The following is a 19089-nucleotide window of genomic DNA, read 5'->3' on the forward strand; positions in this document are numbered from 1 at the left end:
TGGATTCCGCTGGGCTGGGTTGCGTTCACGACGCTTCCATGCGACGCAGGGTATCGTCGGCTACGGCTTTCGGTTTGGCGACGGGATTGCGGCGTTCGTCGAGGAAGAGCCGGTACGAGGCGACATCGAGCCTGCCGTCTCCTTCAATCGGAGTCCCGGACCGGTACACGTGGGTAATCCAGGACCCGCCCAGGATGGCTTCAATCCACGCATCGCATTCAGCCAAGGGAAGGGATACACGGGTTCCGGTGTTTCGCCGATGGCCGGCGATGGAGACCGTAATGCAACTGCCCAGGAGTCCCTTATCGGCGGTGAACCATGCAAGACCCTGGACATCGGCCACAATGGTCAGGTTCGCACTGTCATCGCCTACGGACTGGACGGGTTGCATCCGCACAGACCGCCGGGCCACGTTCAAGGCTGCTGGTGTTCCAGCCTGGTACGGAGCACTGGTGATGTCTTGCCGGAAGGCACTCAGTTCCTGGTTGTGCTGGATCTGGATGCGGGTGGTGAGTTCATTGATTGTCATGATCGTGCCTCGTCAGCGATAGTGGCCGCCTGGAGGCGGTCGGCTCCTACAATCCGGTTTCTTCCCTGTGCTTTGGCGCTGTACAGGGCTGCGTCTGCCACCTCGATCATGGAGGTGAGGTCTGGGGCAGCGGGGGTGCTTGCCGTGACTCCGTAACTGATGGTGGGGAAGGACACGCCCTCCGGAACCTCGGTGGAAGCCATGCGGCGGCTGATCTCGGTCGCGATGCTTTGGGCCCGCTCCTGCGTGGCTCCGGGCAGGAAGAGAACAAATTCTTCCCCACCGTACCTGCCGATCAGATCCGTAGACCTGACCGAGGACGTGCAGGCTTCGGCGAAAGCCTTCAAAGCGACGTCCCCGGCGCGGTGTCCATGGGCGTCGTTGACCAGCTTGAAGTGGTCCAGGTCAGCCAGGACAACTGCAGCACCGGACTCATTGGCATGAAGTCGTTTGAGTTCGCTGGATGCCAAATCCAGGAAGGCTCCCCGGTTGAGGAGACCTGTCAGGTGGTCCTTCGAGGCCCGCTCTCTGAGGCCTTTGATCAGTTGGTCGCTGCTCAACGTGGTCATGCTGAAGGACACCGTCACCAGCAGCACCAAGGACACCAGGCCAGAGGGCGCAGGCCCAAAATACGTACGGAATGCTGCACTCTCGGGGCCGTCCAGTGCGTAGACCACCCAACGGCCCAGATAGTAGATCGCGAGAAGTCCGGCAGCCAGGGAGAGTGCTTTGTGCACTTGCGAGTGGGTCGCCTTGATGAACCACAAGTCACGGGCCGCCAGTGTGATGCCAAGGGTCATCATTGCCAAGTACACGAAGCCGCCGGACCACACGTTGGAGCCGGGACTTTCCAGCACGGAGGCCACCGCGGTGATGACGGGAGCGACGGCGAGTTGCCATGGTGCCGCTTTAAGGTCCCGCAGCGTACGGGCACCCGCCCAGACGCTGAACGCTCCGGCCACCACCAGGACGTTGCCGAAAGGGTTGGCCCAGTGCTGGGCCGATGTTCCGTTCAGGAGGAATGCCGTGTTTCCCAGCATGAACTGCAGCAAAGCCAGGCTCCACCAGCCCGCGTATGGTGACCGGGTGCGGCGGTACGAGGCGACGAACAGCGCGAAGAGCGTCAACGTGACCACTCCGAGGGCTATCCTTACCGAAAACGAGTCGAGCACCATTGTTCGCTCCTGCCGCTTGGTCCCACGCCAATTTCTAACATGTCAGGGTTCCTGTCAAAGCGGAGCCTTTCCATGTGTTGGTCGTGCCGGGAACCTTGTAATACCCGCGGATCTCGTACGTCCAGGTGCCAACGGATTGAATTCCTGACTTATAGGACTTTCCGGCATTCTTGCTGAGGTCGCCGGTGAATTCCAAAGTCCCAGAGGGGTTGTACAGCTTGATTTCGTGATAGTTCGCGCCAGGAACTTCCGCGAAGGAATTCACATCCACGGCGACCTTGGCACCATTCGCAGTACACGTCATGACCACGTCAGCGCCGGTCGGGGCAAGGAGACGCATTGCCGAGTACTGCGAACTGGCATCCTCGATGTCAGAGAACGCGGCAAGTGCGGCGGCGGGCCCGGCCATCATGGAAAGAGCGACGGCGGTCACGCCCGCGAGTGCGCGCCAGGTATGGTTCTTGCTCATGCCGCCCGCCCCCTTAGCTGCTTCCGGCCCTGCTCTGGTTCCAGTCTGATCGGGCTGGATCAACCCCGGTGCGACATTTCCTCAAGATTGGCTCAGGATTGCGGGCCGGAGACGTGCTCATAATGAACCATGTGGATCGGTTGGATTGAATTCGATGTACTTCTGGGCGATGTCCATAGCCTGAAGGAGAAACGCTCGCTCGTGCGGCCCGTCATTGCGGAACTCAAACGCCGCTTCGAGGTGTCCGCAGCCGAGACCGGTTTGCAGGACCAGTATCGCCGGACCTTGCTGGGTGCGGCGCTGGTGGCGCCTGACCGCGCGCACCTCAAGGAAGTGCTCGACGCCGTTGAACGGTTCGTGGCCGCCCGGCCCGAGCTTGAGCTGCTGAGCGCAAGGCAACGTGAGCTGCACAGCGAAGACTAGGTGTACACAACCCGGGGGCTAGTAGCCGATAACCGCCACCCGGGTTGAATCGAGGTGGGCGTCGATGGCTTGATGTGCAGCTTCCAGGCTCCGGCTGCGCATGGCATCGACAATCAGCTGGTGCTCGCGGAGAACGTCCCCGGCGCGGTCGGTCCCTTGGGTCACCGCGCGGACGCCAATCCTGAGTTGCCGCTGCCGAAGCGAGGCGTAGAAATCAGCAAGGATTGGATTTCCTCCTGCGCGGACCATGACCGTATGGAATTCTGTGTCCAACTCGATGAACCTGGCGGGGTCGTCCTTCGCCTCGTGCTGCTGGTCGATGATGCGTTGGAACACGTCGATCTGCCCATCCAGCATGCTGTCCAGGGCTGAGACGGCCCACTTTTCTACTACGGACCGGGACTGCAGGATCGCGCGGACATCAGGGTCCGAGATCGGCGGAACGTAGGCGCCTTTGTGTGGAATCCGTTTGACGAAACCTTCGGCTTCGAGGCGCAACAGGGCCTCGCGGACTGGTGTGCGCGAGGTACCGGTGGATTTGGCGAGGACCGCCTCATTAAGGAAGGTCTCCTCATCCCGCGGCAGGGCAGCGATATAGCTTTTCATCCACTGATAGGCCACTTCGGGCTGTGATTGGGCAGTGGGAGACATCTGAATCATGGAGAGCCTTTCTCGCGAAGCCCAGTATACGAGTTGCATTCAGGACGGAACCGAACACTCTCGAAAAAACTTCTTCGTTAAATGTAGACGGGTTGTATACAACTAGTCTACAGTGTTGTTCAGTGACTCCGCTCACGCATTTGGAACCCCTCAATTTCCTGGGATAGGCCTCGCTTCACGGCCCGGCCCCTCCCAACCGCAAAAGGATCCCCACAATGACCGATTTGAAGAAAGCAGAACTGAGGCAGCAGAAGCACTCCAGCCTGCCCGTGGTCGCTGCTTCGAGCCTGGCCGGCACGGCCGTCGAATGGTACGACTTCTTTCTCTACGGCACCGCCGCCGCACTGGTTTTCAACAAGCTCTTTTTCCCTACCAGTGACCCGCTCGTGGGCACCATGCTGGCGCTAGGAACATTTGCCGCCGGCTTCCTTGCACGTCCGCTGGGCGCCATCGTCCTGGGGCACTTGGGCGATAAGCACGGCCGTCGCGCCACCCTGGTGGCCAGCCTCATGCTCATGGGCGTCGCCACCACGCTTATTGCGTTCATCCCTTCTTATGCAGCCATCGGCATCGCAGCACCGCTGCTGCTTTTGTTGCTTCGTCTGATCCAGGGATTCGCACTGGGCGGCGAATGGGGCGGGGCCGTTCTCCTCGTCTCCGAGCACAGCAATGACAGTGCACGGCGGGCATTCTGGGCGTCCTGGCCCAATATGGGCCCACCCCTGGGCAACCTCATGGCTGCCGGCGTTCTTGCAATCCTCGCCGCCACCATGCCCGAGAGTGAGTTCCTTGCCTGGGGCTGGCGCGTCGCCTTCGGGCTGTCCGCCCTGCTGGTGATCATTGGCCTCGTCCTGCGTCTCTACGTTCAGGAGACCCCGCTGTTCAAGGAAGCACAGCTGAAGCGCGAGGCCGAAGCAACCAAGGAACGGAAATTGCCCCTGGCCATTCTGTTCCGCCGCAACTGGCGCCAACTGCTCATCGCCACCGGAAGCCGCATGGGCGAGAACGCAGGCTTCTACATCTACTCGCTGTTCATCATCACTTATGTCACCCAAATCATGGGCTTGCAGCGGCAGACCGGCCTTACCGCCGTCATGATCGGTCAGGGAGTCGCCGTCGTCGCCATTCCCATCCTTGCCCTTTACGCGGACAAAGTCGGCCGGAAGCCCATCATGATCGGTGCTTCGATTGCCACCGTGATCTGGGCGTTCGCGTTCTTCGCCCTGCTGAACACTGGCCAGATGTGGGGCATCATTGCCGCCGCCGTGGGTGGCCTGTTGATCTTCGCCGCCTACAGCTCCGTGATCGGCGCGTTCTTCTCCGAGCTCTTCCCCACGGATGTCCGGTACAGCGGCACCTCCGTTGCCTACAACCTGGCCTCACTGATCGCCGGCTCACTGTCCCCCATCATTGCCCTGGCACTCTACAGCGCCTTCGGCACCGGATACGCGATCGGCATATACCTCGCCGGGATGGGCCTGATCTCCATGGTCTCGGTCATGTTCGCCAAGGAGACCAAGGGCCTTCGGCTCAGCGACCTGGACGAACAGAAATAGTCCCTCGAAGCCTGAAAGTAAGGAAACTACCATGAAAGTCGCACTCGTCCAGGTGGCCAGCCCGGATTCGGAAACCCGTGAGGAGCGGATAGATCGCGTTGAAGCGATTCTTCGCGGCATCGACGGTGCCGAGCTGATCGTGCTCCCCGAACTGTGGAGTGCAGGATACTTCCACTTCGATGAGTACCAGTCCTTGGCCGAGACCCTCGCTGGCCCCACGGTGTCCATGTGCTCACGGGTGGCGGCAGAGCTTGGTGTGTACCTTCACGTCGGCAGCATCATCGAGGCCGGCGAGGACGGCCGGCTCAGCAACACGTCCATCCTGCTGGGACCGGACGGGAAAATCCTGCACACGTACCGGAAGATCCACGTCTTTGGTTACAAGTCCAAGGAAGCCAGCCTCCTCACGGCGGGGTCCTCCCTGCCAGTGGTGGAGTTGCCGTTCGGAGCAACGGCCGGGATCACCTGCTATGACCTTCGGTTCCCAGGTTTGTGGATGGAGCTGAGCACGCGGGGTGCGGAGATCGTGATCGTCCCGGCAGCCTGGCCGGCAGCGCGTCGCGAACACTGGCGGCTACTCACAACGGCCCGGGCACTGGAGCACCAGATCTTCGTGATTGCCTGCAACGCTGCCGGCAGCCAGGAAGGCGTGGAGCTCGGAGGACACAGCCGGGTAGTGGACCCGGCAGGCAACGTCCTCGCCGAAGCCGGGGCCGGGGAATCGGTGCTCATGGTGGACATCGATCCCGGCCAGGTCACAACAGTACGCACCGAATTTCCCGTCATTGGCGATCGGCTCGCGGCCTACGACGCCCTTGCCGTGTGACCAGTTTGGCAAGACTGACCCAAGACGATTCAGACATCATTCAAGGAGACGGAATGGAAACAACAAGGCAAGTCCCACTCACCTTCAGGGTGGTGGGCACGGACAAGACAATCACGGTCTCGGACTTCCACGCAGTAGTGGCCGGTTATACCGGCAGGGATCCCAAGGCCGTGCAGCATCACATCGACGAGCTGGCAGCCATCGGAGTGGCGCCGCCGCCGGAGGTGCCCATGTTCTACCGGATGGACTCGGACCTGTTCGATACATCGGGCGAACACGACACCAGCACCAACCTGACCTCGGGAGAGATAGAGCCTCTCTACATCCGCCACGATGGCAAGTATTACCTCGGCATCGGGTCCGATCACACGGACAGGGACATCGAAGCCCAGGACATCGGCGATTCCAAAAGGGCATGCCCCAAGCCAGTCGCGACCGAGGTCATCGAAGTCCCCTCACTCGAGGACCTGGACCTTGACCAGTGCACCGCCCGCTCGTGGGTGGATGGCGAGCTCTACCAAGAGGGATCGTTGGCGGGCCTGCGCAAGCCGGCGGACGTCGTCGAAAAGCTCCTGGCGCGGACGGACATCGGTGACGCCGACTTCATGTGCCTGGGTGGCACTTTGCCACTGCTGAAGGGGAAGTTCGTTGACGGAACTTCCTGGAAAGTAGAGCTCTCGTTCCCCAATGGGACGAGAATCGAACACAACTACAAAATCAAGAAAGGCTCACTTCGATGAGAACCGGAAAGCAATACCTGAAGTCCCTGAACGATGGCCGGACGGTGATCCTCGATGGCGAGGTAGTTGGCAACGTCCTGGAACACCCGGCGTTCGCGAAGGTCGCCCAGACCATGGCTGAGTTGTTCGACATCGCAGCCGATCCCAGCAACGGCATGCAGTTCCACTCCGAAGAAATCGACGGACCCGCGAACCGCACCTTCGCTGCTCCGCGCACCCAGGAAGAGCTGGTCCTCCGTCGCCACGCGATTGAAAAGTGGGCCAAGCACACACACGGTTGGGTTGGCCGCAGCCCCGACCATGTGGGTACCTTCTTCGCCGCCTTCGGCTCCCACGCGGACGTGTTCAAGAATGACGAGCGCGACTTCGCCGGCAACGTGGAGCGGTACTACAAGAAGATCCTGTCCGAAAACCTGTACCTTTCATACGCGATCATTCCGCCGCAGGTCTCCCGCGCAACCACGGCCTCCGGTTGGGAAGGCGAATACCTGCAGGTCGGCGTCGTGCGTGAAACCGAGGAAGGCATCATCGTCCGCGGTTCGCAGATGCTTGCCACCGGCGCAGCGATCGCAGACGAAGTGTTCGTCACCTGCATCAAGCCGCTGGGTCCGGATGATGTGGACTTTGCTGTCAGCTTCGCCGTTCCCGTGGCGACTGACGGGTTGAAGCTGTATTGCCGCCGCCCGTTCGCGCCCGCAGCTACCAGCGACTTCGACTACCCGCTGACCAGCCACTACGACGAGCCAGACGCACTTGTGGTGTTCGATGACGTGCTCATCCCCTGGGACCGCGTCTTCATCAACCGGAACATCGATACCCTCCGCCGCCAGTTCTTCGATACCGGTGCCCACGCATTGGGAAACTGGCAGGCCCAGATCCGGTTCTCCACCAAGCTGAAGTTCATTGCTTCTGTTGCCCGCAAGGTCACCCAGGTGAATGGCACGGACAAGATCCCCGGAGTCCAGGAGAAGCTCGGTGAGCTCGCCGCGATCGTCCAGTCCGTTGAATCGGCAGTTCTTGCGGCCGAATACACAGCAACGGTGGACGACGCCGGCATGGTGGTTCCCGGGAAGAGCGCACTTTACGGGGCGATGGGTCTTCAGTCCGAGACTTACCCGCGGGTGATTTCGATCCTTCGCGACCTGGTTGGTGGTGGCGTGCTGCAGCTACCGTCCAGCGTTGCCGACATGACCAGCAGTGTGACCCGTCCGGACATGGAACGCTACGTGCAGTCCCCCGGTGTTGCCAGCGAAGAGCGCGTGAAGCTGTTCAAGTTGGCCTGGGACATCATCGGCTCAGAATTCGCCGGCCGCCACCAGCAGTACGAAATGTTCTACGCGGGCGCCCCGTTCGTGGTCCGTGGAGCCTACACCTACCGGAACTACGGCTACGACGCGCTGGTGGCTGAGCTGGACAAGTACCTTGGTTCCTACAGCATCAACGGCCCAGTAGACGGCAGCGTCAACGGCATGGAAGGAGAATAGCCATGGCAAAGCCCGAATTCGAGTTCACCCCCACCTCATCGGTGGACTTCGCACCCTGCAACCCGCACATTAAGGGCCTGTCCGAGGCCATCCTTGCCCGGGATTCAGACAACGACAGCGTCACGCGCATCCTCAAGTTCGATCCCGGCACGGACACTTCGCCCAACGGCGTCCTGACCCACGATTTCTGGGAAGAGGTCTTCATCTTCGAGGGCTCGTTCGTGGACCAGCGCCTGGGCAGGACCTTCAAAGCCGGCGACTGGGCCACCCGCCCGCCGGGCATGGAACACGGTCCGTGGGTTTCCGAAACCGGGGCCAAGATGTTCGAGGTCCGGTACTACACCGATCCGGTACAAGCCGAGCGGAGCAACTGACATGAGCCTCGCACCGCTCTTCACTGTTCCCGATGCCATGGGAATGCGCCGCGCAATGGGCCGCTTCCTCACGGGTGTCGCCGTGGTCACCACCAAGCACGAGGATGAGCTGTACGGAATGACCATCAGCTCGTTGACCTCCATCAGCCTGGAACCGCCCATCCTTATGATCTCGCTGAACTTCGGCACCCGGACCGGTGAGGCGTTGATCGAGAGTGGCAAGTTCGCCGTCTCGATCCTTGGGGCCAAGCAGGAGTCGATGGCGCGACGCTTTGCGGTGCGAGGCGGCGACCGTTTCGGCGATGGCGAATTCGACACGACCGAAAATGGACTTCCTGTCATCAAGGGCGCCCTCGCCCAGGCTGATTGCACCGTTGTGCAGCAGTACGACGTCGGAGATCACCAGGTCTTCTTCGGCCAGGTCACCACGTGCCGGGACCGGGACGGCGAGGTCCTTGCGTTCAAGGCGGGCCGCTTCGGCTCATTCTCCGACTTCGGCCACGCGGAGATCCCCTGGATGTTCTGAGTTAGGTTTTTAGGAGCCGTCACTTCCTGACCTTCTTTGAGGCACGAACGCCCCCGACACGCCGCTAATTGCGGCGTATCGGGGGCGTTCCGTCTTCAAAGAAGGTCAGCACCGTACAGGCGCTGCTACTTCGAGGTGCCCTGCGAGACCGAACCCTGCAGCTGACGCTGGAAGATGACGTAGACGATCAGGACCGGAACCACCGTGACAGTGACTGCCGCGAAGAGTGCCCCGAAGTCCACGGCGTACCCCATCTGGCCGGCGAAGGCCGCGAGGCCCTGCGAGAGAACGCGCGGCCCGGCAGCGTTGATGGACACAGGGATGAGGAACTGGTTCCACAGGCCCAGGAAGTTGAAGATGGCAACCGAGGCGAGGCCCGGCTTGGCCATCGGCAGCATGACCTGGAAGAACGTCCGCCACTCCCCTGCGCCGTCAAGTGCTGCTGCTTCAGTGATTTCGTGTGGCAGCGATTTGAAGAAGGAGAACAGGAAGAACACAGTGAACGGCAGCGCGAACCCCACGTACACGATGATCAGGCCCGGCAGGGTGTTCAGCAGTCCGATGTTCTTCAGCACGAAGAACAGCGGGACCATGGCGAGGAAGATCGGGAACGTCAGGCCGGCCAGCATGAGGTAGTAGATCGCCCGGCTGCCCGGGAACGTGTACCTCGCCAGGACGTAGGCGCACATTGCACCGAGCACCATGACGATCACCAGTGCCGAACCCACCACAACCACCGAGTTCAGGAAGTAGTTCCCGATCCCGGCCTCACTCCAGGCCTTCACGTAGTTATCGAACCGCCACTGCGAGGGCAAGGCGAAGGGGGAGGCAAAGATCTCGCTGGACGTCTTGAAGGACGACATGAACGTCCACAACAACGGCAGGATCACGATGAGCGACCAAATGGTCAGTGCCGTGTGGGAAATTGCCCCCACCAATTTGTCCCCGGGCGTAGTGGCGGGTTTGCGCGGCTGGAAATGCAGCGACTTCATTTCAGGGGTTGAGACTTTTGTTGTCATTAGATGCTCACGTCCTTGTCGCCGCCAGTGAGCCGGTTAATCACGAACACCAGGCCGGAGAAGATCAGGGTTGCCACAGCAAGGACAACGCCCATGGCGCTGGCCAGTCCGAATTGACCCTTGCTGAAGGCCGTGAAGAACAACTGCTGTGCCATCACGAGCGTCGAGTTGTCCGGGCCGCCGCCGGAGTTCAGTGCCGCCATGTAAACGAACGCATCGAGCGCCAGGATACCCATATAGATATACGCGGTCTGGATGTTGTCCCTGATCAGCGGGATGGTAATGGACACGGCGGTACGGAGCCGTCCCGCGCCATCGATCCTTGCGGCCTCGAACAGCTCAGCAGGAATGCCCTTGATACCGGCCACGAACAGGACCATGTAGAAGCCAACGAAGCCCCAGACAATCACGAACATGGTGGCAATCATGGCCGTGTTTTTATCGCCGAGCCACGCGAAGCTCTTGAACTGGTCCAGGCCCATGCCGGTCAGGATCCCGTTGAGCAGGCCGCCGGACGGATCATAGATCTGGCCCCACATAATGCCGATTGCGATGGCAGGAATGGTGTACGGGAAGAACGAAACAACACGGTAGAAGCTGGAATTGCGCAGGCCCTTGATCTGGCCCTTGCTGCTCCCGCCAACGGTCACCATGGTAGCGAGCACCAGGCTCAGGATGATGGTGACGATTGGCAGCACGATGACCAGGAGGATGTTGTTCCCCATGGCCTTCATGAAGATGTCGTCCGAGAAGATCCTGGCGTAGTTCTCAAAGCCGATGAAGTTCTGTGTGGGCGAAAAACCCGACCAGTCCGTCAGGGAATACCCGAAGGCCTGGATGAACGGCCAGATCACGAACAAGAGATAGATAGCCAGCGGCAGGCCAAGGAACACCGCGAAGAAGCTGATCTTGTCCCACGTCAGCGGCTTGCGCCGGCGCCTCACCACAACCGGTGGGGCCATGGCCGGAACGACGGCGGCCAGGCCGTCGTCGTTCCGGCTCTGCTTGGTTTTCACTACCGTCACTTCACTTCAATCTTCTTGACCGAGCTGTCGTTGCGGACCTTGTCGGTGATGTTCTGCAGGGCCGAGGTCAGCGTCGGGACGTCCGACTTGCCATCGAGGAAGGTGTTCCAGACGACGAGCTGGTCCTTGTTGGTGCCGTAAAGGTCGATGAAGTTCCAGGTGTAGATGTTCTCCCCTGCATCGCTGAGCAGCTTTGTCTGCGAGACCAAGGCCGTGGAACCGAAGCCATCGGCCGGGACGGTGTCCTTGACGATCGTGGGAGCAAGCTTGGTCTTGGCGAAGTTGGTAGCAGCTTCCTTGGAGAGCATGACGCGGAGCAATTCCTTGCCGCCGGCAACGTTCTTGCCCTGGGACGGAACCACGTAGGGCTCGCCGGCTGCACTGTGCAGCGAGGCGTACGGCTTTTTGGGGCTCGCACTCACTGAAGGCACCGGCGCACCCGTCATCTTGAAGTCCGCCTTGGTCTGGTCCTTCATCTCGTTTTCGATCCACGAACCGGACGGGTAGAACACTGCTTCCTGGGCATTGCTCCACTGGGCCTGGGCAGCCGTGAACTGCGTTCCCGAACCGCCGGGCTTGAAGTAGCCCGCCTTGACGATCTTGTCCAAAGCGGTGAAGACCGACTGAATGGCCGGGTGCGACCAGCAGTCTGCCTTGAGGTTCTCCAACGCCAGCCGGACGTCGTCGCCACCTTCCTTGATAGCGGAAGCGATCGCCATTTCCTGGTAGTACGTGGCAGCTTCCTTGCCCCAGAGGAACAGGTACTTGCCCTTGGCCTTGGCCTGCTCGCCGAGCGCGTACATTTCATCCCAGGTCTTGGGGACGGTCCAGCCGTTTTCCTTGAGCAGGGAGTCCGAGTACCACATGGCGTAAACGGTGAGCACATAGTTCAGGGCGGCCAGCTTGCCCTCGAATGTCCCGGGAGCGAGCACGCCGGTGTACAGGGTGTCCTTGATGACCTTGCCTTCAAGGTTCTTGGCCTCCACCACGCTGGTGAGGTCCTCGAGCTGGGCCAGGATGGTGCTGAAGCCGATGGCCTTGGCACCGGAGTTGTCGATCAGGTCCGGCGGGTTGCCACCGACGAAGCGCGGCTGGAGCTCCTGCGCGATATCCGTTGACGGGGCAATCTTGGCGGTGGAACCCGAGTGGGCCTTTTCGAAGGCCTTTCCGGCGAAATCGACGTAGTCGATGCCATAGCCGCCTTTGAAGATCACGGCGTCAACGGTGGACTTGTCCGCCATGCCAAAGGGGTTGGTATCGGAGACAGCGCCCGTGGGCCCGGCAGTGGTTCCGCCACCACCTGCTGCACAGGACGCAATGGATCCCCCCATGGGGACGAGCACCGCAGCTGCGAGTGCCCCGCGGAGGAATCCGCGGCGGCCAAGGGACTGGTGCTGAACGTTCATTTTCGTAACCCTCCAGTGACTCGTAATGTCGACTGTTGCGGCAGGCGGCCGGAAAGTCGGACAGTCTGGGTTGGCCACTCTGCAGCGCCAACCTTCGTGTGACATACTTCACCACGAATGATCGAAAATCAATATTTCTCGGTAGTTTCGATCAACATTTGTCAAAGCGTGATCTTTCTACGGACCCTCCGCAAGGGCTTTTCCGCACTCGGTAATCGCTTCCCGCGCGAGCAGCTTTTGCCGCTCAGTTCCCAGTCGTTCCGCCCATTGTTCGGCCAACTGGAACTCCACCATGGCCTCGGTGAAGCGCCCGTTACCGTGCAGAAACCAACCGAGGCTTGCGTGCAAAACAATCATCCATCGCTTGGTTCGCTCATGATGGGCCGTGGAGGCGTATTCGACGGCGCTGCGCATCCAGGCTTCGGCGTGGGCGGCGTCCGCAATGGAGAGCATGTGCAGCGCGTCCACAGCCAGGAATTCCTCACCAAGGTGGTCAGCCAACTCCGCCGCCTGCTCCAGGAGCGGCACTGCCATCGCAGCGTGCCCGCCGGCATTCAAAACCCGGCCGCGCTCCAGGAGGACGCGCACGCCCACGGTGGGTTCGTCGCCGTCGATTCCGTCAAGGAGCGCATCGGCTTCCTCCAACCGGCCCTGCAAACCGATGGCCCGGCCAAGCTGGGTTGCCAGCTCAGCGCGCTCATCGGCGTCGTAGATTTCCTCCAGCATTGCTGCACGAAACCTGGCTTCGGACGCTGCCGGATCGCCAAAGTTCCATAAGTGGTCCAAAGTTCCCTGATCCAGCATCAACCCGCTCCTGACCAGCCTCAGCTGCGCCCGTTGGCTTGCACTATCAATCTAGCCCCATGTCAGCGGCGTGGGGAGAGGGTGCGACGCCGTGTCAGGCCCGGGGCATTCCGGCTTCAGAGGCCAGGGCGGTTGGCGAGTCGCGCCCAGCCGAGCTGTTCCTGCTGCTTGCGGCTCAGCGTAGCCACCACCAGATCATAGGAGTCCTCCACCATGTCCCGGATCATGTCATCGGGAAGGGCTCCATCCAGTCGCACGCCGTTCCAATGTGTCTTGTTCATATGCCAGGCACCAGTGATCTCGGGATGCGCTGCGCGGAGTTGCTCCGCCAACGCGGGCTCGCACTTCAGGCTCACGGACCAGTTGTCAGGATCCATGGCGGAAAGCGCGAACATCTTGGCCTCGTGCCGCGCTCCACCAGCGACGGCGGCACGCACCTTGAACACAGACGTTTCAGGTCCGAACGGGAAGTCTTCAAAGGCCCCGGGAAAGCCCAGGCAGATCTGGCGGAGCTGGGAAACATCCATGGAGGTGAGCTTACCCGGCCCTCTTTTTCGGCGCTGACCTCGTCCCCGTTTCGATGCCCCGCTGCGCACTCGCTGCTAGGAGTCGTCTAACGCGCAGCGGATCATCTAGACGGGCCCCAGGCACGATGAGGACGTGCAGTGAAGGAGACATTCTTGTACGATATTTAGTACAACTAGGGAGAATTGACCATGGCAATAACAGCATCTGAAGCAAGGGCGCGGCTGTTTCCGCTCATTGAGCAGGTAAACGCCGATCACGCGCCCGTAGAGATCATTTCGAAGAAGGGCAGCGCTGTCCTTATGTCGCTGGCCGATTTTGAAGCGCTGGAAGAAACCGCATATCTGTTGCGGACGCCAGCCAACGCAGCGCACCTGCTTGAGAGCATTGCCCAGCACAGGGCAGGGACAGCAGCAGAGCGGCCATTGGCCGAATGAGGACAGCCTTCACAGAGAACGGCTGGTCCGACTACCAATACTGGATCAAGAACGACAAGGCCATAATCAAACGAATCAACCTGCTCATCAATGAATGTCTTCGGACGCCGTTCGAAGGCATTGGCAAGCCCGAAGCCCTCAAGCATCAACTGGCCGGCTACTGGTCACGGCGTATCACGGAGGAACACCGGCTGGTCTACGCCGTGGAAGATGAACAGATCGTGATCCTCGCGGCCCGTCACCACTACTAGAGCGGGCCTCCCGGCAGCCCTACGCCACGCCCAGGAAGTCCTCCAGCAGCACCACTTCCAGGCCCGCGGCCAACTGTGCAGCACGGAACGCAGCGAGGTCCGCGGCAAACTCGGCACGGAAATGCATCAGCACAATGTCGCCGGGACGCAGGGAGTTACCAACCTGGTAGTCCATTTTTCCGGCGTTCGCCTTGGCCTCCCACGTGATGATCGCCTTCATTCCAGCGGCCGCAACCGCCTGGCGCATGACATTGGAGTAGGCTCCGCCCGGGGGCCGGAACAGCGTGGGACGCCGGCCGTAATGTTGAAACGCATAGTCCTGCATGCCCACGATGTCGTTCAACTGCTGCTGGTAGCCCCACTGCCGCACCATATTGATGTTGTGCGTAACGGTGTGGTTCTCCACGAGGCTGCCTTGCGCCTTAAAGGCGTCGAAGAAGACGGGGTTGTCCGCGATCGTGTTCTTGGTCAGGAACAGGGAAGCCGGGTAGTCGTAGTCGGTCATGAGCTTGACCGATTCCGGAGTTTTGATGTTGCCGTCGTCGATCGTCAGGAACACTACCGGGTGCTTGGTCTCGATCTTGGTGATCACTGGCGCAAGGCCGCCAACGATCGGCGGCAGCTGGTAGTCCGGGATGAACGTTCGCCGGATCCGCTTCGTGGCGGTGGGCGTTGGGGTGGGCGCTGCACTGTAGGACGGCGGCACCTCGCCGCCGACGGACAACCCGCCGTTCGGGCCCGGCACCTCGGGCGACGCAGACGCGGAACCAGGCGGCAGCTCCGACGTCGTGGTTTCAGATGCAGCGCAGGCACTCAAACCGGCAACGAGCGAAGCGCCGAATACTCCTAAGACGGCCCGCCTGGCTGGTGTGGAAGCTGGCGTGGAAATGGGCACCGCTGAATGGTCGCCACACATGGCCGTCCCCCAAGGCTAAAAGAATGAGTCAGCTGCAGATTAGCAAAGGAATCACCTTGGGGATTACAGGCCGTAATGCCAGCCTTCGCGCGCCGGGCAGGAATTGACCACGACGTCCAGACCTGCATCCCTGGCGCGCTGGACGGCGTCGTCGTCAAAGACGCCCAGCTGCAGCCACACAGCCTTGGCACCGATGGCGATTGCCTGATCAATAACAGCGCCCACCCGCTGGGAGTTGACGAAGCAGTCCACGACGTCGATGGGGTGTTTCTCGGCCGGAATATCCGCGAGCGACTTGTATCCCTTTTCGCCATGGACATCCTCGCCCTTGAGGTTCACGGGGATGATCTCCATGCCCATGCGATCGCGAACGTACAAGGAGACGTCGTATGCGGAGCGCCACTCATTGTTGCTGAGGCCAACGATTGCCCAGCATCCTTTTGTTCGCATCAATCGTTCCACCACGGCCGGATCGTTGACATGCATCATGAAGCAAGCTTAGTGTCCCGCGCCTCTCAACCACTGTTTCAGCTTGTCCACGAAGGACTGGAACTGCTCGTGAGCCGGCTTCTCGCCCAGCGATGGGAGTGCCTGGCTGGGTTTATTACCGTGGGCGGGGGCGGGCTTAGCCGTTGCAGTCGGCGCGGCGGTTGGTTCAACAACGTCGGGGAGCGTTGGCTCAAACCCCGCCTGCCCAAGCTTTGCCTCAAGCTTTGCCTCCCGAGGCTCGGCTTCGGGAGGCTTCGCCTTGCCGGCACGGGGAGGCTCGCCGGCCGCGCCCGAAACCGGGACGTTTCCGACGTCGGCCGGGTGCGCCTCAGGCGCTGGCTGCGCTCCAGGTGCTGGCTGGACAGGCGCTTGGCCTAACGGCACAGCAGCGTCGGAAGTCTCTGGAGTTCGCGACACCGCAGGCGATTCGGTGGCTGGCGGGAGGGCGGCGGGATCCCCTGAGGGCGCTGGTTCGGTGCTGACCTTCGGAGCATCAGGCGTGGGCAGCTCGGGCGCTGCGGCAGAAGGTTGCGGAGCGAAATTACCCAGCAGCTCATCAACGAACGCAGGCGTGCGGGTGAAACCGGAGCTGGCAGCGGCCACACCACTCACGCCGAATCCCATGGCCGCAACAACGGCAACGCTCACCACAGCCGTGCGGTGCTTGTGTTGCCAACGGCGCTTGCTGACTTCATCGTGAGGTCCAGCGAACATCGTGGCCAGCGCCTCGCTCGGAGCAGGTGCCGGGAGGTCCGCGAAGGAACGCATGGAGAGCAGTGCCTGCCGAAGGCCGGGCGCGTCAGTGGACCCGGCGTCGAGCAGGAGCTCGTCGACGATATCTTTGCGTTCCATATCCCTGTATGTCATGAGGACACGTATTCCTTTACTGCCGAATGCTCACGGAGCGTCATCAAAGCCCTGCGCTGCAGTTGCTTTACCGCGCCGGCGGATTTCCCCATGATGTCGGCCACCTGCTCCACGGTCAGGCCAGCCACGATCCGGAGGGCCAACACCTCCCGTTGATCGTCCCCGAGGTAATCCAGGAGCCTCATGACCTCGTGGGGAGCCAGCAGGCCCATTGCCTCTGATTCTGCAGAACCCGATTCGCGGGGATCGCGCTCCGGCTCGAACTCGTGGTGTTCCGGGGCCCTGCTTTGCTTCCGATGCTCATCTACCATGCGGGCGTGGGCCACGGAAAAAACGAAGGTCCGTAATCCGCCTGCTCCTCCCCGGATCTCATCCAATCGGGGCAGGACAGCAAGGAACACGTCCTGTGTGATGGCCTCGGGATCTGAGACGCCTTTAGCGGTCAGGTAGCCGAGAACCGGTCCGGCGTACGCCTGGTAGACGGCGCTGAACAGTTCCGCGTTATTGCCCTTGAGCGCATGAAGCGCTTCGTCGGTCAATGCGTCGGTCACAGTAAAGAGACTTTCGATCGGCGGCAGGTCCGGGGCTTGGAGCCAGGTCGTCCGCCTTGGCTCGACGGGCAACCCACCAAGGGTATCTGCTCAACCGGGCCACCCCAAGGATGGCCCCTCATGTCCCTCAAAAAATCTCATCAGGAAAGAGAAGAACCGAGCTGGAACATGATGGGGGACAAATTCCAGCTCGGCCCTTTCAAAGACGTAATCGTCGGGGTACCCCAAAGGGTTACGCGAGGTACGAACTTTTTTGAAAGACTTTTTTCGTGGCACATCAACGCGACCAGTGAGCTCTGGACTCTGCCCACATAATCACTAGGCTGAGAAAGACCAATTCGAGTTCCAAAGGAGAGATGATGACGCTTCCTCCGACTCACGAACCTGAGCCGTTCCCGCCGGAACCGGGACCGGTCCAGCCACCACCGGATCCCACTACCCCGTTCCCGCCCAGCCCTATTCCGGATCCAAATCCGACGCCCGGGCCGCTTCCGGTTCCGGATCCTGGTCCCGTTCCACCACATCCAGACCCAACGCATCAGCCGGATCAGCCGCCAAGTTAGGCTGGTTTTGCATCAAACGAGTACGACGGCGGCCGTCACCTACCAGGGTGAGGGTCGCCGTCGTCGCCGGTTCCGCTCCGCTAGCCGACCGCCCTCTTGATCAGCTCGACGATCGTTGCTTCAAGCTCCGGGGTGAGCTCAGTCAGGGCATACGATGTTGGCCACATGCTGCCGTCATCGAGCATCGCACTCTCTTCGAAGCCGAGAGTGGCGTACCTGCTCTTGAACTTGTCGGCGCTCTTGAAGAACACGATGTTCTTCCCGTCTTTGGCATACGCGGGCATTCCGTACCAGGTCTTGGGGGAAAGTTCCGGCGCGTGCTCCCGGATCAGCGCGTGGAGTCGCTGCGCAATGGCTTTGTCTGCCGGCGGCATTTCGGCGATCTTCGCCAGGACATCGCTCTCGCCGTCGGCCTTGGAAGCCTTCCTGGTCTTTTTGAGCTCCTGCGCACGCTCCTTCATCGCGGCGCGTTCGTCCTCGGTGAATCCGTCGTAGGACTTGGTAGTTCCGGTCTCCGTCATGGCAGGCCCCTCTCGCTGCTGGAAATCTTTCGGATATTTCAACGATAGATCGGGGCCCATCGCCGGGCTTCTTCAAAACTGCTCAAATCCCTTGATCTTTTCCTGAGCAAGTGTTGATGGATTGCAGGAGTGGTTCTTGATCCGGGCCCGGCACAGTGTTTCTTGTCAGCCACTCAGGGCCGGCAGATGAAACGGCCGGCCGGAAGCGGTGGCCTCCCGAAAGGACACTGATTCCCATGGCCATCAGCCTCAAGACCACCTCCGGCAAGGTCCTCGCTTCCGTCGCACTGCTCGGCACCGCAGCCGCCGTCGCCGGCATGGGAACCTACGGCGCGTTCACCTCCTCCACCTCGGCCAGCCAGCAAGTCACCGCCGGCACCGTCACCATCGCCCTGGGCACCGGCGCCAACAACACCCTCAACGTCCCCATCGCAGGCCTGCTGCCCGGAGACAAAGTCGAAAAGCTCGTCACCCTGGCCAACACCGGCAACTCGGACCTGAACAACGTCACCCTCACCACCACCGCCGGCGCCACCGCCTCGCTGCTCACCACCGACCCCACCAACGGCCTGCAGCTGACCATCGAGAACTGCTCCGTCGCCTGGACCGGCGCCGCAGCCCCCTACACCTGCACCGGCACCAAAACCACCGTCATGGCCGCCGCCCCTGTCATCACCGCGAACAAAGTCCTGAACAACCTGACCGCCCTGGCCCCGGCCAAAACCGACTACCTCAAAGTCACCACCGCGTTCCCCACCACCGCGAACGACACCTTCCAAGGCGCCACCAGCACCATCGCCTTCGCCTTCACCGGCACCCAACGCACCGAAACCACCAAGTAGCACCCTGTACAAAGAGCCCCCGCCGGGACTGATCGGTTTCCTTTCCCCCAGCCCGATCAGTCCCGGCGGACACTTTCCCAAAAACTCCAACGGCCCCGACACGCTTATGCA

At 61.2% G+C, this 19089-nt stretch carries 24 protein-coding genes; 10 read left to right on the forward strand and 14 right to left on the reverse strand.

All coding sequences use genetic code 11. The features are described 5' to 3' along the window. Nucleotides 1–25: 25 nt before the first annotated feature. The 3 genes from ABIE18_RS01705 to ABIE18_RS01715 are packed head-to-tail and all read right to left on the reverse strand — an operon-like array spanning nucleotide 26 to nucleotide 2173. Entirely contained in the window at nucleotides 26–529 is a 504-nt protein-coding gene (locus ABIE18_RS01705) for a hypothetical protein (protein WP_499720889.1), read from the reverse strand. Continuing rightward, entirely contained in the window at nucleotides 526–1704 is a 1179-nt protein-coding gene (locus ABIE18_RS01710; protein ID WP_499720890.1) for a GGDEF domain-containing protein, read from the reverse strand. Before ABIE18_RS01710 ends, ABIE18_RS01705 begins: the two co-directional genes overlap by 4 nt. Before the next feature lie 34 nt (nucleotides 1705–1738). Continuing rightward, on the reverse strand, nucleotides 1739–2173 hold the full coding sequence (locus ABIE18_RS01715; protein WP_499720891.1) for a SipW-dependent-type signal peptide-containing protein: 435 nt from the start codon (nucleotides 2171–2173) through the stop codon (nucleotides 1739–1741). 129 nt (nucleotides 2174–2302) lie between these two features. On the opposite strand from ABIE18_RS01715, the gene ABIE18_RS01720 reads away from it, so the two are divergent. Next, nucleotides 2303–2596: a DUF503 domain-containing protein gene (locus ABIE18_RS01720; protein WP_224094124.1), complete on the forward strand. Its 294-nt coding sequence runs from the start codon at nucleotides 2303–2305 to the stop codon at nucleotides 2594–2596. Nucleotides 2597–2614: 18 nt separating this feature from the next. Here the strand turns inward: ABIE18_RS01720 and ABIE18_RS01725 are convergent, their stop codons facing one another. Further along, entirely contained in the window at nucleotides 2615–3256 is a 642-nt protein-coding gene (locus tag ABIE18_RS01725) for a GntR family transcriptional regulator (RefSeq protein ID WP_499720892.1), read from the reverse strand. 215 nt (nucleotides 3257–3471) lie between these two features. Between ABIE18_RS01725 and ABIE18_RS01730 the strand changes: the two genes are divergently transcribed. The 6 genes from ABIE18_RS01730 to ABIE18_RS01755 are packed head-to-tail and all read left to right on the forward strand — an operon-like array spanning nucleotide 3472 to nucleotide 8762. Beyond that, nucleotides 3472–4812 carry an MFS transporter gene (locus tag ABIE18_RS01730; protein WP_499720893.1) on the forward strand — a complete coding sequence of 447 codons (1341 nt, stop codon included), beginning with the start codon at nucleotides 3472–3474 and terminating at the stop codon, nucleotides 4810–4812. A gap of 31 nt (nucleotides 4813–4843) precedes the next feature. Then, nucleotides 4844–5638, forward strand: coding sequence for a carbon-nitrogen family hydrolase (locus tag ABIE18_RS01735; protein WP_499720894.1), 795 nt, complete (start codon nucleotides 4844–4846; stop codon nucleotides 5636–5638). A 53-nt stretch (nucleotides 5639–5691) separates the two neighbouring features. Then, on the forward strand, nucleotides 5692–6378 hold the full coding sequence (locus ABIE18_RS01740; RefSeq protein ID WP_499720895.1) for a DUF2848 family protein: 687 nt from the start codon (nucleotides 5692–5694) through the stop codon (nucleotides 6376–6378). Further along, nucleotides 6375–7862 (forward strand): 4-hydroxyphenylacetate 3-hydroxylase family protein, encoded by a 1488-nt coding sequence (locus ABIE18_RS01745; protein ID WP_477514520.1) that lies wholly within the window; start codon nucleotides 6375–6377, stop codon nucleotides 7860–7862. The genes ABIE18_RS01740 and ABIE18_RS01745 overlap by 4 nt, the downstream gene beginning before the upstream one ends. 2 nt (nucleotides 7863–7864) lie before the next feature. Next, on the forward strand, nucleotides 7865–8236 hold the full coding sequence (locus ABIE18_RS01750; RefSeq protein WP_499720896.1) for a cupin domain-containing protein: 372 nt from the start codon (nucleotides 7865–7867) through the stop codon (nucleotides 8234–8236). 1 nt (nucleotide 8237) lies between these two features. Beyond that, nucleotides 8238–8762, forward strand: coding sequence for a flavin reductase family protein (locus tag ABIE18_RS01755; protein WP_499720897.1), 525 nt, complete (start codon nucleotides 8238–8240; stop codon nucleotides 8760–8762). Between the two features lie 125 nt (nucleotides 8763–8887). Here ABIE18_RS01755 and ABIE18_RS01760 read toward each other — a convergent pair whose 3' ends face one another. From ABIE18_RS01760 to ABIE18_RS01780, 5 genes are all read right to left on the reverse strand, one after another. After that, the gene (locus ABIE18_RS01760) at nucleotides 8888–9781 is read right to left on the reverse strand and encodes a carbohydrate ABC transporter permease (RefSeq protein WP_477514522.1); all 894 of its coding nucleotides are present in this window, start codon (nucleotides 9779–9781) and stop codon (nucleotides 8888–8890) included. After that, nucleotides 9781–10797 (reverse strand): carbohydrate ABC transporter permease, encoded by a 1017-nt coding sequence (locus ABIE18_RS01765; protein ID WP_499720898.1) that lies wholly within the window; start codon nucleotides 10795–10797, stop codon nucleotides 9781–9783. The genes ABIE18_RS01760 and ABIE18_RS01765 overlap by 1 nt, the downstream gene beginning before the upstream one ends. A gap of 5 nt (nucleotides 10798–10802) precedes the next feature. Beyond that, on the reverse strand, nucleotides 10803–12212 hold the full coding sequence (ngcE, locus tag ABIE18_RS01770) for an N-acetylglucosamine/diacetylchitobiose ABC transporter substrate-binding protein (RefSeq protein WP_431118082.1): 1410 nt from the start codon (nucleotides 12210–12212) through the stop codon (nucleotides 10803–10805). A gap of 177 nt (nucleotides 12213–12389) precedes the next feature. After that, a complete protein-coding gene (locus ABIE18_RS01775; RefSeq protein WP_499720899.1) occupies nucleotides 12390–13016 on the reverse strand; it encodes a hypothetical protein in 627 nt (208 codons plus the stop codon). Between the two features lie 116 nt (nucleotides 13017–13132). Next, complete coding sequence (locus ABIE18_RS01780; protein WP_499720900.1) at nucleotides 13133–13543, reverse strand: MmcQ/YjbR family DNA-binding protein; 411 nt, start codon at nucleotides 13541–13543, stop codon at nucleotides 13133–13135. Nucleotides 13544–13732: 189 nt separating this feature from the next. On the opposite strand from ABIE18_RS01780, the gene ABIE18_RS01785 reads away from it, so the two are divergent. Together ABIE18_RS01785 and ABIE18_RS01790 are read left to right on the forward strand one after the other, a co-directional pair. Further along, entirely contained in the window at nucleotides 13733–13978 is a 246-nt protein-coding gene (locus ABIE18_RS01785) for a type II toxin-antitoxin system Phd/YefM family antitoxin (RefSeq protein ID WP_499720901.1), read from the forward strand. Continuing rightward, nucleotides 13975–14229 carry a Txe/YoeB family addiction module toxin gene (locus tag ABIE18_RS01790; RefSeq protein ID WP_499720902.1) on the forward strand — a complete coding sequence of 85 codons (255 nt, stop codon included), beginning with the start codon at nucleotides 13975–13977 and terminating at the stop codon, nucleotides 14227–14229. Before ABIE18_RS01785 ends, ABIE18_RS01790 begins: the two co-directional genes overlap by 4 nt. A gap of 19 nt (nucleotides 14230–14248) precedes the next feature. Here ABIE18_RS01790 and ABIE18_RS01795 read toward each other — a convergent pair whose 3' ends face one another. From ABIE18_RS01795 to ABIE18_RS01815, 5 genes are all read right to left on the reverse strand, one after another. Next, complete coding sequence (locus ABIE18_RS01795; RefSeq protein WP_499720903.1) at nucleotides 14249–15124, reverse strand: polysaccharide deacetylase family protein; 876 nt, start codon at nucleotides 15122–15124, stop codon at nucleotides 14249–14251. Nucleotides 15125–15208: 84 nt separating this feature from the next. Next, complete coding sequence (locus ABIE18_RS01800) at nucleotides 15209–15634, reverse strand: CoA-binding protein (RefSeq protein WP_216922015.1); 426 nt, start codon at nucleotides 15632–15634, stop codon at nucleotides 15209–15211. A gap of 9 nt (nucleotides 15635–15643) precedes the next feature. After that, nucleotides 15644–16501, reverse strand: a complete 858-nt coding sequence (locus ABIE18_RS01805; protein WP_499720904.1) for a hypothetical protein — start codon at nucleotides 16499–16501, stop codon at nucleotides 15644–15646. Further along, nucleotides 16498–17052, reverse strand: a complete 555-nt coding sequence (locus ABIE18_RS01810; protein ID WP_499720905.1) for an RNA polymerase sigma factor — start codon at nucleotides 17050–17052, stop codon at nucleotides 16498–16500. The genes ABIE18_RS01805 and ABIE18_RS01810 overlap by 4 nt, the downstream gene beginning before the upstream one ends. A 643-nt stretch (nucleotides 17053–17695) precedes the next feature. Beyond that, the gene (locus ABIE18_RS01815) at nucleotides 17696–18136 is read right to left on the reverse strand and encodes an iron chaperone (protein WP_477514527.1); all 441 of its coding nucleotides are present in this window, start codon (nucleotides 18134–18136) and stop codon (nucleotides 17696–17698) included. A gap of 236 nt (nucleotides 18137–18372) precedes the next feature. On the opposite strand from ABIE18_RS01815, the gene ABIE18_RS01820 reads away from it, so the two are divergent. Then, nucleotides 18373–18978 (forward strand): TasA family protein, encoded by a 606-nt coding sequence (locus tag ABIE18_RS01820; RefSeq protein WP_499720906.1) that lies wholly within the window; start codon nucleotides 18373–18375, stop codon nucleotides 18976–18978. The last annotated feature ends 111 nt before the right edge of the window (nucleotides 18979–19089 follow it).

It is taken from the genome of Arthrobacter sp. 2762 (assembly GCF_040548745.1).
In the GTDB taxonomy this organism is placed as follows: Bacteria; Actinomycetota; Actinomycetes; order Actinomycetales; family Micrococcaceae; genus Arthrobacter.

Bases quoted from the DNA above. Each gene is read 5' to 3' on its own strand.
- ABIE18_RS01745 (WP_477514520.1), top strand. From the start codon at position 6,375: ATGAGAACCGGAAAGCAATACCTGAAGTCCCTGAACGATGGCCGGACG.
- ABIE18_RS01730 (WP_499720893.1), top strand. From the start codon at position 3,472: ATGACCGATTTGAAGAAAGCAGAACTGAGGCAGCAGAAGCACTCCAGC.
- ABIE18_RS01735 (WP_499720894.1), top strand. From the start codon at position 4,844: ATGAAAGTCGCACTCGTCCAGGTGGCCAGCCCGGATTCGGAAACCCGT.
- ABIE18_RS01740 (WP_499720895.1), top strand. From the start codon at position 5,692: ATGGAAACAACAAGGCAAGTCCCACTCACCTTCAGGGTGGTGGGCACG.
- ABIE18_RS01785 (WP_499720901.1), top strand. From the start codon at position 13,733: ATGGCAATAACAGCATCTGAAGCAAGGGCGCGGCTGTTTCCGCTCATT.
- ABIE18_RS01715 (WP_499720891.1), bottom strand. From the start codon at position 2,173: ATGAGCAAGAACCATACCTGGCGCGCACTCGCGGGCGTGACCGCCGTC.
- ngcE (WP_431118082.1), bottom strand. From the start codon at position 12,212: ATGAACGTTCAGCACCAGTCCCTTGGCCGCCGCGGATTCCTCCGCGGG.
- ABIE18_RS01780 (WP_499720900.1), bottom strand. From the start codon at position 13,543: ATGGATGTTTCCCAGCTCCGCCAGATCTGCCTGGGCTTTCCCGGGGCC.
- ABIE18_RS01775 (WP_499720899.1), bottom strand. From the start codon at position 13,016: ATGCTGGATCAGGGAACTTTGGACCACTTATGGAACTTTGGCGATCCG.
- ABIE18_RS01705 (WP_499720889.1), bottom strand. From the start codon at position 529: ATGACAATCAATGAACTCACCACCCGCATCCAGATCCAGCACAACCAG.
- ABIE18_RS01750 (WP_499720896.1), top strand. From the start codon at position 7,865: ATGGCAAAGCCCGAATTCGAGTTCACCCCCACCTCATCGGTGGACTTC.
- ABIE18_RS01720 (WP_224094124.1), top strand. From the start codon at position 2,303: ATGTGGATCGGTTGGATTGAATTCGATGTACTTCTGGGCGATGTCCAT.
- ABIE18_RS01800 (WP_216922015.1), bottom strand. From the start codon at position 15,634: ATGATGCATGTCAACGATCCGGCCGTGGTGGAACGATTGATGCGAACA.
- ABIE18_RS01755 (WP_499720897.1), top strand. From the start codon at position 8,238: ATGAGCCTCGCACCGCTCTTCACTGTTCCCGATGCCATGGGAATGCGC.
- ABIE18_RS01805 (WP_499720904.1), bottom strand. From the start codon at position 16,501: ATGACATACAGGGATATGGAACGCAAAGATATCGTCGACGAGCTCCTG.
- ABIE18_RS01815 (WP_477514527.1), bottom strand. From the start codon at position 18,136: ATGACGGAGACCGGAACTACCAAGTCCTACGACGGATTCACCGAGGAC.
- ABIE18_RS01790 (WP_499720902.1), top strand. From the start codon at position 13,975: ATGAGGACAGCCTTCACAGAGAACGGCTGGTCCGACTACCAATACTGG.
- ABIE18_RS01725 (WP_499720892.1), bottom strand. From the start codon at position 3,256: ATGATTCAGATGTCTCCCACTGCCCAATCACAGCCCGAAGTGGCCTAT.
- ABIE18_RS01820 (WP_499720906.1), top strand. From the start codon at position 18,373: ATGGCCATCAGCCTCAAGACCACCTCCGGCAAGGTCCTCGCTTCCGTC.
- ABIE18_RS01760 (WP_477514522.1), bottom strand. From the start codon at position 9,781: ATGACAACAAAAGTCTCAACCCCTGAAATGAAGTCGCTGCATTTCCAG.
- ABIE18_RS01710 (WP_499720890.1), bottom strand. From the start codon at position 1,704: ATGGTGCTCGACTCGTTTTCGGTAAGGATAGCCCTCGGAGTGGTCACG.